The following is a 17,798-nucleotide window of genomic DNA, read 5'->3' as shown; positions in this document are numbered from 1 at the left end:
CCGTAGTCTCCCGCCTTCGTCAGAAGCTCCGTATTTTTTTCAATAACTGTGGTTTCCGTTCGGCTTCGAACATGCGATTTAGTTGCCAGTGCAAGTGATCGGGCCGACTGGGGGACCAAGACATGAAACTGCTGCGGCATGGAGCGCCAGGCGCCGAAAAACCGGGTCTTCTGGACGGTGATGGCAAGATCCGGGATCTGACTGGCATCGTGCCGGATATCAGCGGTGCGGTTCTGTCCGATGTTGGCCTGTCCGCATTGCACGGCATCGACACGCAGAACCTGCCGGAGGTTACCCCCGGCACACGCCTTGGACCGGCTGTTGCCGGGACTGGCAAGTTCATTTGCATTGGCCTCAACTATGCGGATCACGCAGAAGAAGCGGGCATGGAAGTGCCACCGGAGCCGATCATCTTCATGAAGGCCACCAGCGCCATCTGTGGCCCCAACGATCCGACCTTGCTACCGCGTGGCAGCGAGAAAACCGATTGGGAAGTTGAGCTGGCGGTCATCATCGGTAAAACGGCCAAATACGTCACTGAAGACGACGCGTTGGCTCACATTGCTGGGTATGCTGTCGCCAATGACGTTTCCGAGCGCGCCTATCAAGCCGAGCGTGCCGGTCAATGGACCAAGGGGAAATCCTGTGACAGTTTTGGTCCGCTCGGCCCATGGCTGGTCACACGCGATGAAGTTGCCGATCCTCAGGACTTGAAACTCTGGCTGTCGGTGAACGGCGAAAAGGTTCAGGACGGCTCGACCCGCACCATGGTCTATTCGGTCAAGCACCTCATCTCCTATCTGAGCCAGTTTATGACGCTCCATCCCGGAGATGTTATCTCCACCGGGACACCTCCGGGTGTCGGCATGGGCATGAAACCGCCCCGTTATCTGAAAGCCGGAGATGTCGTTGAACTCGGCATCGAGGGCCTTGGCTCCCAACGCCAGGAAGTGATCGCGGACTGATTGCCAGGAAACAACGCCAGATGGTGACATCGTCCATGCACCGTCAAAGGCGCCGGAAATAGCTCAGGGTTTCCTTGAGACGCTGGAGCCGGGCCTTTAAGAAACCGGTTCCACTTTGTCTCGCCATTTCTTCGGTGTAGGCCGGGTAGGCGACCTTGAAGGAGGGTGGCACCATTTCCGTGCAGCTCTCGCCGAAGGTTGGCATCTGGGTGCGATAGGTCGTAATGAAACGATTGGCGATGTCCTGAAGGGTTGCTGACTGGTCATCGGGCAGGTTTGCAAATTCTGTCTGCGGTATGGAACGTCCCGACAGTGTGCCATAGACAATGGCTGCCATGAACGAGTTGCCCAAGGGGGTCAGGTGAACACTGTCACTGAACAATGCGGCAAGGATATCTTGCGCAGGCATATCCTTGAAACCTGGCAGCCCTGCCGGCGCAGAGGTCAGCTGCTCCACTAGGTCGGCCAATGCCAGCGAAGCCGGGACCAGCATGATCCTGTCTTCCCGGCCGTCATTCGCGAGCCCTGCGTTGACAGTTGCAACGGCACATTGCCAGACTGGCCAGGCCTTGCGTTCATAGGTGATCCATGAAGATGGATCTTCAAGGTTCGCAACATCCAGCCAGGGCGCGTAGAAGTAGCTTTGTCCAGTCGGATTATGCGCGTGATACACATCCTGATATGCCCGGAGGAACCGAGGGGTTTCCTGCCACACGAGGGAATCCAGCAGACGGTGTTGTTCGGTGATCAAGAATACATCATAAGGCTGGGTATCCTCTGCAGGACTGGCAGCGAGCGTCTCCAAGACATTGATGGGGGCACCGTCCCGATCCGTCCCGTCACTGTATCCGGACCAGGGCGACTGGTCGTCCAGTCCATGGCTGCGCTGTTTGATCGAAGAGCCGCCGATATGCTGCATGTTCCAGGTGACCGGTTGTCCGGAGCTCTTAGCAATTGCCGCCAGCATCTCGGGCATTGGACGATCGGTCAGGCTGTGCCCGGAAATGAAGATCTTTTGCACGGCAGGTGTCTCACCGTCTTGAGGCAGGGATGGAAAGCCGGTTGTCGTCAGGGCCGGTCCACTGGACAAAGAGACGACCGTAACGGTAACGGCGATTGTCAGGAACAGCCCACAGCCCAAAATCAAAAATACCCGAACCCAGGTCATCACGCATACTCTCGAATGAGGCCGGCTCTATGGGCATAAAGGGTTTGTTCGTCGAACCGGCTTCCATCTGCGGCGGCAGCCTTTACAAGCTGAGCCAGACGGCCCCTATCATGGTTCAGGTTCTGGAGTTCCACACTAAGGGCTGCTGGGTCATTGAGCGGCGTGCCGATCCCGCCGCCATTTTGGCTTACAAGGTCATCGGAGTATGACGATTGGTAGCCCACGATCGGGCACCCTGAGACAAGCGCCTCAATAAGGCATCGGGGCGATTCCTGCGTCTTGTGGCAATAGACGAAAAGATCGGCATCGCGCATTTCCGTAAGAATTGCCTTCCGGTCAGACGAAAATCCTGGCAATTCGATTTGAGTTTCCAGCTTAAGCGTTGAAATTCTTTGCTTCATATCTGTCAGAAGAGGACCGTCTCCGATCCACTTTGCTTGCAATGGGACACCGGCTTGGACCGCATTCGAGATAGCCTCGACCCAATCGAGCGGTCCCTTCATCTCCGAGACGCGCCCCACATAAAGGATTTTGAGCGGCGCGCCGAGTTGCGCGCGTTTGGTTTTCTCTTCCTGCGCTGCCGCACTGATCAAATCGCTGGACTGCGTGTGAACATCATAAACACAATGGGGGTTGTCTGAATGGGCCGCATAGGCCCTCAGCGTATCTTGCCCCTGAAACAAGCCTAGTTTGCTGTGCCGGATCAGATACTCATGGTACCGGACCATCACGGGCAGCGTCACGACTTCCTTGATCCGCCGCTTAAGCGGTATCGCGGGCAGCGTTCTGCGAATAACATCGTGCTCGACCCGGTCAAACCAAACGGCATAGTCCCGATTTTGTTTGATCGCTTCCAGAGCTGCCACAGCGGCCCAGTCACCAAACAAGTAGCCGAGCGTGAAACACAAGTGATCTGCTTTGGCGATCTCTTCGGCAAGCGCCTGCCGGGTTGATGTGTAGTCTTTGAAAAATCGTCCGATTTTATATGCGAACGGGAGCGCAACGACCGTGAGCTGGTCGCGGCAGTCAAGGTCGGCAATATCGATCCAGGTGACCGTGGTGTCGTCTTCCAGATCGGTGGGCTGCTCAATGCCCATATAAGTGACATGTTCGAAACTTTTGGCCCACTGGGAAAGGCCGGCGCAGGTCTGGTCATCCAGCTGCAAACCCCTCGGTCCTCTGCGCAACCGTACAGCGGTGACGAAAAGCACTCGTCCACCGCGCTGGTCTGCTCTTTCGCTCATGACACTGCGCCTTTGTTGAATTGATCAGATCCGACACAGACCGCTGACACGACATGCCCGTGATAAATCACCTGGCGGCCCCGCAGTTTTGTCCCCTTGGCAAAGCTCGGGACACTGCGCTGGAACACTGCGGAGAAATCATGTCCGTAAAATGCGATTTCCAGATCCTCAAACTCCAAAAACTCCTGCGTGAGCGGGTACTGCGCCTTGTAAGCACTTTCCTTGGCCGTAAACATCCTGAGTGCCTGCCGAGTCCGTTGGTCACTAGGTAGCCCGGCAAGCCAGCTACGTTCGTTTGAAGTACAAATGGTGTCCCACATGTCTTCGGGGAGAGGTGAATCGGGTTCAATATCGAGTCCGATTGAGAGAGCATCGTCATTCTGCAGCGCGACCGCCGCGAGACACAGTGTTCTGCTGTGGCTGATGGTGCCAATCAAACCGTTGGGCCAGATCGGACTGCGATCGGGGCGTACACCAATGGCAGTTGGCTGAAAGCCAAGGTCTCGCATCGCTTTGCGGGCGCACTCCCGTCCAGCAAAAAACTCCGACCGGCGCGACGTAACCGCATTGGCCACATGGGTTTCCTCATCCGGATATCCGGTCGGTTTTCTGGCGCGCGGATCTCCCACGGCGATCTTAACCTCGCTCGGAAAGAGATTCCAAAGCATGGCTGTGCCGTCACCCCCGGTTCCCGGAGAGGGCTTGCCGCCGTGCGCTTAGCGCCGCCCGGCGCTTGGCCGCCCTGCTTGCAACTTCGCCGAGGCGCTCATCAGCGCGGCCGCCGTCCGTCAGGTGTCCGGCAAGGCCGCCAACGGTCGGAAAACGGAAGATGTCGGTGATTGTTAGATTTGGAGCCACACTGACTTTCAGGTCCCGGTGGAGCTGGACCGCAAGCAGGGAATGTCCGCCAAGGTTGAAGAAGTTGTCGTTCTGCCCCACCTGGCTCAGCCCGAGGATCCGCTGATATGCATCCGCGATGGATTTCTGCATGTCGCTCTCTGGCGCGACAAAGGCACTTTGGGCCGTCTCGCGAACCGTTGCATCAGGTGCTGGCAGAGCTTTCCGGTCAATCTTTGCATTTGGTGTGAGCGGGAAAGCCTCCAACACGACGAAATGAGCGGGAACCATGTATTCCGGCAGCGCGTCATGCAGCTCCGAGCGCAACACGGCTTCGTCGAGCGATCCAGACCGGGTCCGAACATAGGCGACCAACCGGACATCATCAGCCCGGTCTTCGCGTGCGGTGACAACGGTCTCGACCACGCCGGAATGCGCAGCAATCCGGGACTCGATTTCACCAAGCTCGATCCGGTATCCCCGCACCTTAACCTGGTGGTCCGTTCGCCCCAGGAATTGCAGGCTGCCATCTTCAAGCCTGCATACGAGATCTCCGGTACGGTACATGCGGCCGGGCGCGAACGGGTTTGTCACGAACCGCTCTTCGGTCAGCTCCGGACGCTGGAAATATCCGCGTGTGACTCCTTCGCCACCTATGAACAGTTCGCCGGGTTGGCCCGGAGCTGCAGGTTCATTTCTGGCGTCAAGCACATAGAGCTGGGTGTTGGCAATTGGCGTTCCCAGCGGAATTGTCTGCTCAGGAGCGCCCACTTTTGCAGTCGATGACCAGATCGTCGTCTCGGTCGGGCCATACATGTTTGTGACCGAGGCCGAAGTGCATGCCCGAATGTCCTTCAGGAGCGACCCCGGGAACGGTTCCCCACCGATATAGAGATGCTGGATCCTGGAAAATGCTGCCCGATCTTCTTCGCGGGTGAGGAACATCCGCGCCATGGACGGCGTGCACTGCATGTGCGTGACGTTGTGGCGGGCAAGGTCTGCGGCGAGGCCCGCGCCGACGGGCGGTGTATGCTCGACGGGCATTTGTACTTCGCCCGCGTTTACGCGCCGAACAACCTCGGCCAAGGGCTTCAACCGGTCAAGGGCGATGTCCTGAGGCACACCAAAATCGATTAAGCAGGCGACCTCGTTGACACCGATGGCACTGATTTGTTCCACGCGCTTGAGCGCATCGGAGACCGTACCGAACAGCCCGCTGTCTTCAAAGTAGCGTAGGAATGCAAACTCCAGGATCGCGTCCAGCTCGTCTTCCGAGAGCGTCTGCAGGTCGATATCCATTGGATTGCTCGCACCTTCCGGCTTCTTGAAAGCTGGAAACGCCCAAGCGTATTGCTTAATCAACGCTGCCGCGCTGCGTAGATATTCCTTCATTGGACCACGCGCGCGGTCCATCACCTCATCCCGGTCCTCTCCGAGGAGCGTGTGCAGCATCAGGGTGACCTTGTAGTCATTCGGATTGCGGCCGCATTCAATCAGGGTGTCCCGATAGATCTTGATCTTGCCAGCCAGCTCATCGATGGATTGCCCGAGAAGGTGGGTCAAAACATTGGCCCCGTTGCGGGCTGCATCCCGATAAGTCTCAGGGTTACCAGCTGTGGTTAGCCAGACCGGCAGTTCGTTTTGAACGGGTCGAGGCTGCGTGACGACGCTGACAGTCTTGTCGCCGGAATCAAAGTCCACCGCGTCTCCACGCCAGAGTTTCCGAACGGTTTCAATGTCCCGGTACATGGCCGCCTTGTTGTTCGGCGGCCTGTTTTCCGGGCGTAGCACAAAGTCCTCGGGCATCCAGCCGGACGCAAAAGCAAGGGCGACCCGGCCGTTGCTAAGGTTGTCGATCACCGACCACTCCTCGGCAACCCGTGCCGGGTGGTGAAGGGGAAGCACGCAGCTGCCGGCTCGGATCGAGAGATTCCTCGTAACGGCCGCAACCGCTGCACCGGAAACGGACGGATTGGGATAAAGGCCACCAAAGGAATGGAAATGGCGCTCTGGCGTCCAGACCGATGTGAAGCCGTTTTCGTCGGCAAATTTGGCACCCTCCAGGAGCAGCTTGTAAAGGTCGCGACCGGCGCCTTCATTGTAGCCCCAGAAAAACAGCCCAAAATCGACGTTTGCCGCCTTCCCGGAGCCTTGCGCTTCAGGTGTTGTGCTGTCCTGCGAGGTTGCCGTTTCAGAGGAATGAATGACGACCTTGAAGCCGCGGGTCAGGGTCCAGAAAAGTTCAAGGACGGAGATGTCGAAGGAAAGACTTGTGACAGCAAGCCAGACCGGTTGTTCTTGCTGATCGATTTCAATGCGATCGTCCATTCCTGCAAAGAAATTGACGACATTCCGGTGCTCGACCATCACGCCCTTCGGCCGTCCGGTCGAACCTGATGTGTAGATCACATAAGCGAGATTGTCTGATTGAACGCCGGTCTGTGGCTGTTCTGCTGAGGCAATGCGCGCCAGAACGTCCTCAATGAACACGGTCCGGACACCAGGCGCCGTAAGCGGCTCTGGAAGTGCGCGGCTGGACAGGATAACCGATGCACCGCTGTCTTCGACCATGTAGGTCAGACGATCATTTGGGAAGTCGGGATCGAGTGGAACGTAAGCAGCGCCCGATTTCAAAATTCCAAGGGCACCGCAGACCATCTCAATGGACCGGGGAATGTTCAACCCGACAAGCTTGTCCGGTCTTGCGCCGAGTGTTTGCAGTTCCATGGCAACGCGATTTGCGCGCCCGTTCAGCTCCCGGTAGCTGATGGACTGATCGTGCAGCGCAACTGCCGGAGCGTCCGGCGTTGCCTCCGCCTGACGTTCAATCATCTGATGAACGCAGATCTCCAGATCCACATCCGTGGCAGACGCGTTCCAGCGATTGAGTACAAGGTCACGCTCGTCCTCGGACATCATGGCGACATCTGCGGCCACTTGTTCCTTGTCAGATAGGACAGCAGCAACGAGTTCAACGCGCTTGGCAAACTGTCTTGCCGTTTCGGCCGAGAGCCGCGACGGATCGAAGATCAGCGCAGCCTTGCCCTGGGCAGAAACGTTAAATGTCAGTGCACAGTCGGCCAGAAGCTCCGGCCGCGTGTTCGCTGCTTCGGTTTCAACAATTCCGATTGTATATGCCGGCCGCGCCATCCCGGGCACCCGGGAGATCAGATCGGACAGGGGGGCAGTCCTGTCCCGCAATTGCGCCAACTTGGCATTGATGTCGTCATAAAGGGCGCTTAAGGGCCGCTGCCAATCGATATTGATCGGAAATGGAAGGCTTTCCGAAAAATGGCCAGGAAACTGATCCGCGACCGACGGGCTCTTTGGTCCGAGATAAGCGAGACCAAAATGGTCTTGGCCCGAGAACCTTCCGACAAACAGGACGATTGCCGCAATGGTGTCCTGCGATGCCATTGAGGAGGGAAGTGACAACGGCAGGACTTCTGGCGCAGCCACACGTTCAGCGTCGTCCTTGATTCCGAAAAGGCTCGGTATTTCGAGCGTTTTGATCGTGGCAATATCTGCATCTTCATGACGGACGGCATCGAGGACTGCGGCATCGAGGACGGCCGCTTCTTCGGCAGAATAGATAGGTAGTTGTTCATTGAGCGTTACGGACTGTGCCAGGTTTGCGTCCGAGCCAATCGCAATACCGTCCAGCAAAATCGGTTGGTCGCCGGTGGCTACAAGCACGCCGTCTGGACCGGTCTGCAGAACAGTCCCGGCAGGCCCGTTTGGAGTACCGGGCGGCGTTAAATCGAGTTTGGTAATCTTGAATAGACCGCGATTGGTTCGCAATTTTGGCGTGACCAGTGGGTTCGCGTACCCCTCTCCGAAGCTAAGGGCCCGGAAAAGCCGCGACAGCTCCTCTGATGTCCGGGATAGGTCGAGTGTTCCGGAAAGCGTCGGGCGCTTGTTTTTTCCGAAGTAGCTGCGTTTTGAAAAATCCTGCGCAATTCCGTTTAGCGTATTGCTGTCCACTTTGGCGATGAGATCGACAAAACTTGTGTAACCGGCCTCAAAGCATTTGGCATTCAAGGTGAGGCTGGTCTCGTCGGGGCTGATGTCAAAGTCAGCTTGCGTGTAGATCCGGCCCTTGTCCGCACCTGACACTATCTCATGCCAGGTGACACCGAAGCGCTGTTCACCCTCGAGGATGGCCCAAGCCGGTGCATTGAGACCTGCGTATCGTGGCAGAGGTCCGTCGTGAAAATTCACCGCACCGGCGCGCGCCCGTTGCCAAACGGTGTCGGGAAGCATCCTCAGATTGGCAATGCTGAATAGCCAGTCGAAGTGAAAGCCTGCCGTAGCATCCTCAAGAGAGTTGCCCCACTCTGTTGCCAAAATACCTTGGGCTTCTGCCCAGTTGTGAAGAGCCGGATTGGATGAAACAACCGCAACAATGCGGTGTCCGCGATCTTTCAGGTGTTCGCCACACTGAACAAGGAGGGATTCATCGCCTATTAGGAGACAATCAAGCATTTAGGTTCCCTTGGATGACGCAATCTGGGCATTCGCAAATTCTTTGTGAAAAGAGTTCGAGGACAAGTATGCATATACCCTCGAAGAACACGTTAATTTATCCGAGAATTTACGGATGTTTGTCCAAATTCTCTTAATACACACGTGAAAGGGCCTGTTTATTAAAATTAATTAAGATTTAGGGTCGGCGTTTGGGTGTATTTTGGTGATCTGCGTTTGATCACACGAAAACCAAATTGCCGTTTGCATATCTCAGTCGGCCTAACACTATGCTAAATATTTACAGATATGGTGCGCGCAACAAATTGAGGCGAAATACCGTTTCCGGAAAATTGAAATGACAATAGGATCAACCGATGCCGGCCTGAACGATGTTGCAATCGTCGGGATGGCTCTTCGTGTTCCAGGTGCACGGAACACCGGCGAATTCTGGGAAAATCTCAGAAACGGTGTTGAATCGGTGCGCACGCTGAGCGACGCGGAACTCGAAGCATCTGGCGAAGATCCGGTGAAGGCCGCACAGCCGAATTACATTCCCCGGACGGCGGATATTCCGGACATGGAGCTGTTCGATCCGGAGTTTTTCGGGCTGAGCCCGAAGGAAGCCGCGATCATGGATCCGCAGCACCGGCACTTTCTCGAGTGTGCCTGGGAAGCGATCGAAGATGCCGGGCGTCCGCCTGAAACCATCGAAGGTCCTGTTGGTGTTTATGCCGGCTGCGGCATGGGCAGCTATTTCTATTTCAACGTCTGCAGTGACCGGCAGCTGATGGATCAGGTGGGCATGTTCCTGCTTCGCCATACCGGTAACGACAAGGACTTTTTGGCGACCCGCGCCTCTTACGCTTTCGATCTCAAAGGCCCGAGTGTCAACGTCCAGACGGCCTGCTCAACCTCGCTTGTCGCGGTTCACTACGCTTGTCAAAGCCTGTTGAACGGCGAAACCGATATGGCTCTGGCCGGCGGTGTGACCATCGATCTGCCGCATCGTCGTGGGTATGTCTTTCAGGATGGCGAAATCCTCTCGCCGGACGGGCATTGCCGACCGTTCGATCATCGGGCTGCAGGCACGATCTTTGGCAGTGGCGTTGGGGTTGTCGTCCTGCGACGTCTCGAGGACGCAATTGCTGACGGCGACAACATTCATGCGGTGATCAAGGCGTCGGCCATCAACAACGACGGTCACAGCAAGGCAGGCTACCTTGCACCGAGCGTGACCGGACAGGCGGAAGCGATCATCGAGGCGCAGGCGCTCGGCGGGATCGAAGCCGACACCATTCAGTATGTCGAATGTCACGGAACCGGCACATATCTCGGCGATCCGATTGAAATCGAAGCCCTGACCCAGGCGTTTCGTCAAAGCACCAGCCAAACCGGCTATTGCCGTGTCGGATCCGTGAAATCCAACATTGGCCATTTGGACACGGCTGCCGGTGTTGTTAGCCTGATCAAGGCCTCATTGGCGCTGAAGAATGGTGAAATACCGCCAAGCCTTGGATACGAGAAACCCAATCCATCAATCGATTTTGCGAACAGCCCGTTTGTTGTGAATGACACGCTGACCCCCTGGCCGGTGGCCGCCGGTCCTCAACGGGCCGCCGTCAATTCACTTGGCGTTGGCGGAACAAACGCCCACGTCATTCTGGAAAAGGCGCCGATGGTTGCCGATGATAGCGGGCGGTTTGACGAAGAGCCCCAACTCATTCTCTTGTCGGCCAAGGCAAAAAAGGGGCTGGCGGGCACAGCCATGCGTCTTGCGGATGCTCTGGAAAATAATCCAGCATTGTCTCTGGCCAGCACGGCCGAGACGCTCTTTCATGGTCGGAAGCCTTTCGAACACCGTCAGATCGCAGCCGTGCGGGGCCGTGCCGATGCGATTGCTGTCTTGCGCGGTGAACAGCCCAAAAGGCTCGCCCTTCATCAGGCCAGCGATCATCCCGGCACCGCGACGTACCTGTTTCCGGGGGGCGGGGCACAACATCCCGGCATGGCCTACCGGCTCAATCAGGAAGACAGTTCATTCCGCCAGAGTGTCGATGAAGGACTAAGCTTCCTTCCGTCCGAAACGGCTGCCCGGATCCGGGAGCTTTGGTTCCCGCCCGATGGCTCCGATCTTGGGCAGGCGGCCGATGGCTTCTTGACACCGTCCCTGCAATTGCCGGCCATCTTGATCCTGGAAGTTTCGCTGGCCCGTTTGTGGATGAGCTGGGGTGTCCAGCCGACCGCATTGATCGGCCATTCCATGGGCGAGAACACAGCTGCCTGTATCTCGGGCGTCCTCAGCTATCGCGACGCAGTTGGCCTTGTTCACCTCCGGGGCAAACTCTTTGATACGGTCGACCGCGGCGGCATGCTCAGCATCCCATTGAGTGAGGCCGAAGTCCGCGCGCTGATGCCGGAAACTCTCGATATGGCTTCGGTCAATGCGCCAGAACTCTGCGTTGTTTCCGGGCGGGACGGGGATCTGGCAGACTTCCAGAATGCGCTCCTTGAAAAGGATATCGACGCAACCCGCATTGCCATCGATATCGCGGCGCATTCGCGGATGCTTGAGGAAATCCTGCCCGAGTTTGAACGGTACTTGCGCAGCATTGCACTCAATCGACCGCAAATTCCGATCATGTCCAATCTTACGGGAGACTGGCTCACGGATGCGGAGGCCTGTGATCCGTCCTATTGGGTCCGGCATTTGCGCTCGACCGTTCAGTTCGGCGCCGGCATGACCCGTCTGAGCGCAGATCCGAAGCGGATTTATATAGAGGTTGGTCCGGGAAAAACCTTGTCCTCGCTGGCCAAGTTGCAAGCGGACGTGACCGCCAATCAGGTCTTCAACACGCTGCCGCATGCCGACGATAATACGGATGACCGTCTGTCTTTCCTGACTGCAGTCGGACGGTGCTGGGCCACAGGCTTGAAGGCGGATGTCGAGCGTTGCTGGCGGGACTTTGGCCCCAAGCGGGTTTCACTGCCGCCCTATGCGTTTCAGCAGCAGCACTATTTTGTCAAGCGCAGTGTTACGCAGGGCGATCAGGCAGGGATGGATATTCCTCTCTTGCGCCAAAAGGACATGCGCGACTGGGGATACCGTCCGGCTTGGAAACGGTCGATTCCCGATTTTGTCACGGGGGCGGATAAAGAGCCTCAGTCCTGGCTGATTTTTCTCGACGATACCGGTACAGGAGAACAGCTTGTCGGCAGGTTGAAGAGCGCAGGACATCAGGTCACGGCCGTTCAGCGCGGAGATGTGTTCGCCAAGGTCGACCCCCACACTTACATCCTGTGCAGCGAGGAAGGCAAACCGGGCTACGACGCCCTGGTGACGGGGATCCTCGAGGATGGCCCTTTTCCTCGAAACATCGTTCACGGCTGGCTGCTGACACAGGATGAAAGCCACCGGCCCGGTTCCAACTTCTTTGAAAAAATGCAGGAAGACGGCTTCTACAGTCTGCTTTATCTTGCTCAGGCACTTGACGAGCAATCTGCCGTCGAGGAGGTGCACCTTACTGTTTTGACAAACAAAATGATGAGCGTGGATGACGAGCCTGTCGTGTATCCGTCCAAATCGACGGTCCTCGGTCCGGTTCAGGTCTTGCCCAAGGAGCTTTCCGGCCTTTCGGCTCGCTTGATTGACTTAGATATCGAAGTGGTTGCGAATACACAGTCCCAATGGAGCGCGCTCGACGACCTGTGGGACGAGCTTTTCGCAAAGCCGTCCAACGAGATTGTGGCCCATCGGGGTAGCCGCAGATGGCAGCGGACCTACGGGCGTTTGTCCTTAGAACACGGGCAATTCGAAGGTCAGTTCCAAAAAGGCGGCACCTATTTCATCACTGGCGGTCTTGGCGATCTGGCGATGATTTTCGCAAAGGCTCTCGTTGAAGAATACGATGCGAACATCGTTTTGGTCGGACGCCGCAGCCTGCCGGAGGAGCAGGAGCGGGAGACCTATCTGCGCACGCATTCCGGTGATGACCCGGGTGTCCAGGCGTTGATCCGTCTTTCTGAACTCGAGGTGCTGGGCGGGAGGGTGCTTTACGCAACGGCTGATGTCACCAACCCAGAAGAGGTGACCGCAGCTGTTGCCGCAGCGAAGGCCCGGTTTGGTTCTATCAGTGGCGTCTTGCACGCGGCGGGCATTGTTGACGATGATCTCGTGCAACTGAAGAGCCTTGAAAACACTCAGAAAGTTCTGGCGCCCAAGGTTCACGGCACACGCGTTCTGGACATGGTGTTTGCCGACGAGCCCTTGGATCTGATGGTGTTGTTCTCATCAACCAGCACGGACACTGCGCCCATTGGCCAGATTGATTACGTCGCTGCCAATGCGTTTCTGAACGCCTATGCTGAGAGCAAGAGCGGGGACAGTGGCCGCAGGACGGTCGCGGTTCACTGGGGCATCTGGAGCGATGTTGGTCTGGCCGCGCGCGCGGTTTCGAGTGAGGCGGCTGTTTCAGAGACGGCAACAACGCTTGGGGCGGCCAAGGGCCCCTTGTTCGAGCGCTGGATTGCCGATGCTTCCAACACGCGCTGGCTGGAATTCACGGCAAGCACGCAAAAGCACTGGATGTGGAACGAGCACAGGCTCGTTTCAGGCGATGCGATATTGCCGGGCACCGGGTACATCGAGCTGATCGCGCAAGCCTATTCAGAACTGGATTTGGACCAGCGCCCGGATATCCGCGATCTTGTGTTCTTTAAGCCGCTTGGCCTGGACGACGGTCAGGCTCGGAACATACGGGTCCGTTTCCAGGCCCAGGGAAATGGCACCTTGAAAGCCATTGTCGCGGCAACAGAAACTGAAGATCCGTCCGCCGAGATGGAGGTTTACGCCGAAGCTCTGGTTTGTCCGCTCAAATCGATCCCACTGCCTGTGCAACTTGAAGACCTTCAAGCTCAGGCGCGCTGGACCGATATCCGATACGCACCTGACGACGGTACGATGCCGTCAGCTCAGGCGCATCATATCAGGTTCGGGCCGCGGTGGGATGTGTTGCGCAGTCTGTCGCTTGGGCGTGGGGAAGCGCTGGCACGCCTGACCGCCGCCTCTGATTTCGAGACAGATTATACGGAAACAACTCACGCTCATCCCGGCTTGCTCGATATCGCGACCGGCTGTGCAATGGAGCTTATTGAAGACTTCAAGAGCTCCGGTGTCCTCTGGGCGCCCGTCTCCTACACCGCGATCCGCCTGTATGAAACGTTGCCATCCGACGTGATCGCACATGTCCGATTTGTCGATGAGAATGCACACGGTGACGGTTTCGGCAGTTTTGATATTACCGTCATGCGGCCCGATGGGACGGTGGTTATTGAAGCCGATTGTTTGACGGTAAAACGCCTCTCAAATGACATTGGTTTTGCAAAGGACGTTAAAACCGGGGCAAGCCAGGACGCAACCGCGCTCTACAAGCTTGCAGCCCAAGTCAAGCAGGGCATTCCGCCAGAGCAAGGATTTGAGACCCTGCAGCGGGCATTGGCGACGGGCGAAGCACAGCCGATCATCTCGACGATGCCGTTGGATCTGCTGAAGAAAAATGCCGAGGCTGAGGCGCAATCGCGAGAAGTACAGGATGGACAGCTCTTTGAGCGTCCCGACCTTGACAGTGCCTACGAAGCACCAAGAAATCCACTTGAGATCAAGCTGGCCGAATACTGGTCCGAGCTGCTCGGAATTGAGAAGATTGGTATTCACGATGACTTCTTTGATATCGGTGGACATTCTCTTATCGCGGTCCGTCTGTTCCGAATGATCCGCCAGACTTATGGTGTCGATTTGCCCATGTCCGTCCTCTTCGACGCTCCGACAATTGCCGAGTGCGCCGAATTGCTGGCCTCACATGGTGTCGCCAGTGAAGGGGATACATCAGCTGGGGCGACACCTGAACAAACGGCGAAAGCCGATGAAACTGTGCATCTGGTTTCAATGAGCAAAGGTCCCGGAACTGCGGCGACACCTTTGTTCATCTGCGCTGGCATGTTCGGCAACATCCTGAACCTGCGTCAGCTGGCCCTTCTCGTTGGGCGCGACCGGCCAGTCTATGGACTTCAGGCCCGCGGCCTCTTCGGAAATCAAGAACCCCACGAAACCTTCGAAGAGATGGCGCGGGATTACCTTGCCGAAATCCGCCAGGTCCAGCCACACGGGCCGTACATGCTCGGCGGGTTCTCAGGTGGTGGGATCGTTGCCTATGAAATGGCCCAACAGCTTGCTGCACAAGGTGAAGAGGTTGCCGAAGTCATTTTGCTGGACACACCTGTACCCGAACAGGTTCACCTCTCCCTCATTGATCGTGTGATGATCAAGTGGCAGGATCTTCAAAAAAATAAAGCCAAGTTTTTCAGTGTTTGGTTGCGCAACCGGAGAGAGTGGCGCGCTCGAACAGAAGCTCAAAAGAATGCGGCCGGGGATCAAGCAACCGCAGAAAGTTTTAACAACGAACGGATCCGTGTGGCCTTCATGCGGGCGCATAATGCTTATGAGGTTCGGCCATATAGTGGACCGGTTGTCCTGTACCGGCCAAAGGCTGAGGTGCTTTATAAGATTTCCGGCGGCCGTCGTCTTCAGGATGGTCTGAACATTCTTCGTGAAGACAACGGCTGGTCCCCGTTTGTTTCAGAACTGTCGATTGTCGAGGTACCTGGAGACCATGACTCAATGGTGCTCAATCCGTATATTCAGGTACTGGCTAGCCGAATGAGGAAATCTTTGGAAAAAGGGACTGCGCACGCAACTGACGCTGATAAGCCCAGGATTGCTGCTGAATGATGCGGGATAACTTGATGGAGACCAGCATCGGTTTTGTCGTAAATTAAGTGTAGTCTCGGCGGTCGGTAACCGGCCGGCCGGCTATTATGTCGTCATAATAGAGAACAGTCAGCGCAGCCTTACGGTTCCAGGTCAAGCAGGCACTGGCGTACTCCTCGGCAGTCTTGGCCTTCAGGTGCTGGTTGCCTGGATTGGTGACAGCCTCTTCCATAGCTTGCCGGTATCCCGCGACCATTGTATCGAGGTTATTTAGTTCTATACGAAAGCCGCGATCTGCCGACACTAGATCACCGGGGGCGCCGTAGTTGGTTACGAAATTCACGCACCCCGACGCCATGGCTTCGACCACCACACCGGCGCCAAGTTCGCGAATGGAAGGGAAGACGAACCCGTCTACGGTTTTGAAAAATTGACCGACGTCCTTCTGGTCGATCCAGCCATGAAAAACGACACTATCAGTGCGCCCGGTTTGCCTGACGATCTCTTCGAGACGGTCTCGTTCTGGCCCCTCACCGACAATGTGAAGCTTGTGCCTTGCCAGAATGTCGCTTTCGCAAAAGGCACGAATTGCGACCTCTGGGACTTTGTAAGGCACCAAGCGCCCGACGAAGGCGAAGTTGTATGGCGTATCTCCGGCAAATGCTGGTTTCCTATCCGTTGTGTTAAACCACTCAGGATCGAAGCCAACTTCAGGAAAGCTCACGACCTTTGAGGACGCGCTTTCCGGCAAGTCCCTTGCTGTGTGGTCAAAGGCAGCAAGGATCAGCTTGGCATTTTTGTACGTTGCGGAAGAATAGGGGAGGTACTTGTAGAAGTCTCTGAGCGCCCGGGCCCGCTCTTTTTCCCGACTTTGTTCAGAGCGGAATTCTTTCGGCCAATCCAGGTTGCCGTTCAAAGGTCCGATGACAAATGGAACCGGCGATTTGCCGGCAATGTAGCTTGGCATTGTCGGTGACATTGGCGTAATCCGATGCACCAAATCGTATTCGCCGGATATAAGAGCGTTTTTGAAGGTTTTCCAAACTTCCCACTCAAAAGTGAGATACGCCGGATACTTAAAAATCATTGCCAAGGACCATGCCACCTTACCGCCGCCTCTGATCCAGGTTGAGAAGCGGTGGATCGGTCTTGCGACGTATTCATTATCAACGTAACGAAAGTCGACACCCTTAGATCGCGGATCCTTCTCAATGTTTTCGCGATTCCGGAGATGGGTGGCGATGGTGACATCGCAGAACTTTGCCAAGGAAAGCCCATATTTATAGCCAACGACCGGAAGCGAAGGCCAATCAGGATTACAATCATCCGCAAGGATTAGGACGCGAGGTTTTTTCAATTGTATCTCCCAAGCGAGATGCATAACCGCTTCGCTGCGACCCTGCCAACGCGCTGTTTTCCACCTGTCAGGAACCAAGGTCCCTTATTTTTTGATCTTCAGGATTGATGGCGCCATTTTAAAAACATCCATATGATTTTTGGGCCATCCCAGAGGTAGCGGCGCCACATCCGTTTTGGGTTCGTCACTAGCCGGAAAGCCCACTCCATTCCACAGGCACGGATCCACTCCGGTGCGCGTTTTTGCCGGCCGGTCAGAAAGTCAATGCTCGCGCCAACGCACAGGCCGACACCCGAGGCATTCCCACGGCGTTTCAGGTCCTGAGCAAAATACTCTTGTTTTGGAAACGATAGGCAAATCAGGAAGATGTCCGCATGACATGCTTCGGCAGCAGTCAAAACCTTCTCCCATTCTGGTGTTCTTCGGTCCATGATCCCAGACGGTATGTGTTGTATGTCCACATCGGGATATCTGGTTCGCAGCGTATCAATCTGGGAAAGGTCGGGGCCTATGATAGCGAAACGCAAATCTTGGGCCTTCGGATCTGCGAGTAGGTCCTGTACGATGTCGGCCCCCGGATACACTTTCAGATCCAAATTCTGGGAGTGTGCCAGCCGGCTTAAGATCTTGCTGTCGCAGACCTTCCAACGAGCATCGTCATAAGCCGATACGACCTGCATATCGCGCTCCAGAAGGATGACGTGATAAACGTTCGGAGTGACAAAAAACTCGAATGTCTGTGGCTTCATATTAAGGATGAGCGGCAACCATTCTGCCTGCTCGCCTATATCAAACTCCAATCCCATAAACTGGCATTGAGAGAATGACGACTGGCGTGCTGAGGGCAGCGGATCCTTTGGCGATTGATCTGTGCTAATCGTCATGTGACTCGTTCAACAGGGGCCAATTCCGGGATTGGAAAACCTCAGAAATCTCAATATTTTGCATATATGTAAACGAGATTAACAAACTGCAAGCAGGCGTGTATTAGGTTAGA

Annotated in this window: 8 protein-coding genes; 2 read left to right on the top strand and 6 right to left on the bottom strand. The window is 56.2% G+C overall.

What is annotated here, in order from left to right; translation table 11 throughout:
- The first annotated feature begins 122 nt into the window (after positions 1 to 122).
- Complete coding sequence (locus tag FJ695_RS02510) at positions 123 to 965, top strand: fumarylacetoacetate hydrolase family protein (protein WP_141183970.1); 843 nt, start codon at positions 123 to 125, stop codon at positions 963 to 965.
- Between the two features lie 43 nt (positions 966 to 1,008).
- Here the strand turns inward: FJ695_RS02510 and FJ695_RS02505 are convergent, their stop codons facing one another.
- From FJ695_RS02505 to FJ695_RS02490, 4 genes are read right to left on the bottom strand one after another with little or no spacing between them, the layout of a single operon-like run.
- Entirely contained in the window at positions 1,009 to 2,133 is a 1,125-nt protein-coding gene (locus FJ695_RS02505) for a hypothetical protein (protein WP_141183969.1), read from the bottom strand.
- On the bottom strand, positions 2,133 to 3,377 hold the full coding sequence (locus FJ695_RS02500) for a glycosyltransferase (RefSeq protein WP_141183968.1): 1,245 nt from the start codon (positions 3,375 to 3,377) through the stop codon (positions 2,133 to 2,135). The genes FJ695_RS02505 and FJ695_RS02500 overlap by 1 nt, the downstream gene beginning before the upstream one ends.
- Positions 3,374 to 4,045, bottom strand: a complete 672-nt coding sequence (locus FJ695_RS02495) for a 4'-phosphopantetheinyl transferase (RefSeq protein WP_141183967.1) — start codon at positions 4,043 to 4,045, stop codon at positions 3,374 to 3,376. Before FJ695_RS02495 ends, FJ695_RS02500 begins: the two co-directional genes overlap by 4 nt.
- Before the next feature lie 10 nt (positions 4,046 to 4,055).
- Positions 4,056 to 8,699, bottom strand: a complete 4,644-nt coding sequence (locus FJ695_RS02490) for a MupA/Atu3671 family FMN-dependent luciferase-like monooxygenase (RefSeq protein WP_141183966.1) — start codon at positions 8,697 to 8,699, stop codon at positions 4,056 to 4,058.
- A gap of 337 nt (positions 8,700 to 9,036) precedes the next feature.
- On the opposite strand from FJ695_RS02490, the gene FJ695_RS02485 reads away from it, so the two are divergent.
- Entirely contained in the window at positions 9,037 to 15,465 is a 6,429-nt protein-coding gene (locus FJ695_RS02485; RefSeq protein ID WP_141183965.1) for a type I polyketide synthase, read from the top strand.
- 43 nt (positions 15,466 to 15,508) lie between these two features.
- Here FJ695_RS02485 and FJ695_RS02480 read toward each other — a convergent pair whose 3' ends face one another.
- The gene (locus tag FJ695_RS02480) at positions 15,509 to 16,801 is read right to left on the bottom strand and encodes a glycosyltransferase family 4 protein (protein ID WP_141183964.1); all 1,293 of its coding nucleotides are present in this window, start codon (positions 16,799 to 16,801) and stop codon (positions 15,509 to 15,511) included.
- 98 nt (positions 16,802 to 16,899) lie between these two features.
- Positions 16,900 to 17,685, bottom strand: a complete 786-nt coding sequence (locus FJ695_RS02475; protein WP_141183963.1) for a WecB/TagA/CpsF family glycosyltransferase — start codon at positions 17,683 to 17,685, stop codon at positions 16,900 to 16,902.
- Positions 17,686 to 17,798 lie beyond the last annotated feature (113 nt).

The organism is Labrenzia sp. PHM005 (assembly GCF_006517275.1).
Lineage (GTDB): Bacteria > Pseudomonadota > Alphaproteobacteria > Rhizobiales > Stappiaceae > Roseibium.
The sequence above is the reverse complement of the archived record's forward strand: the minus strand, read 5'-3'. Positions and strand labels throughout refer to the sequence as shown.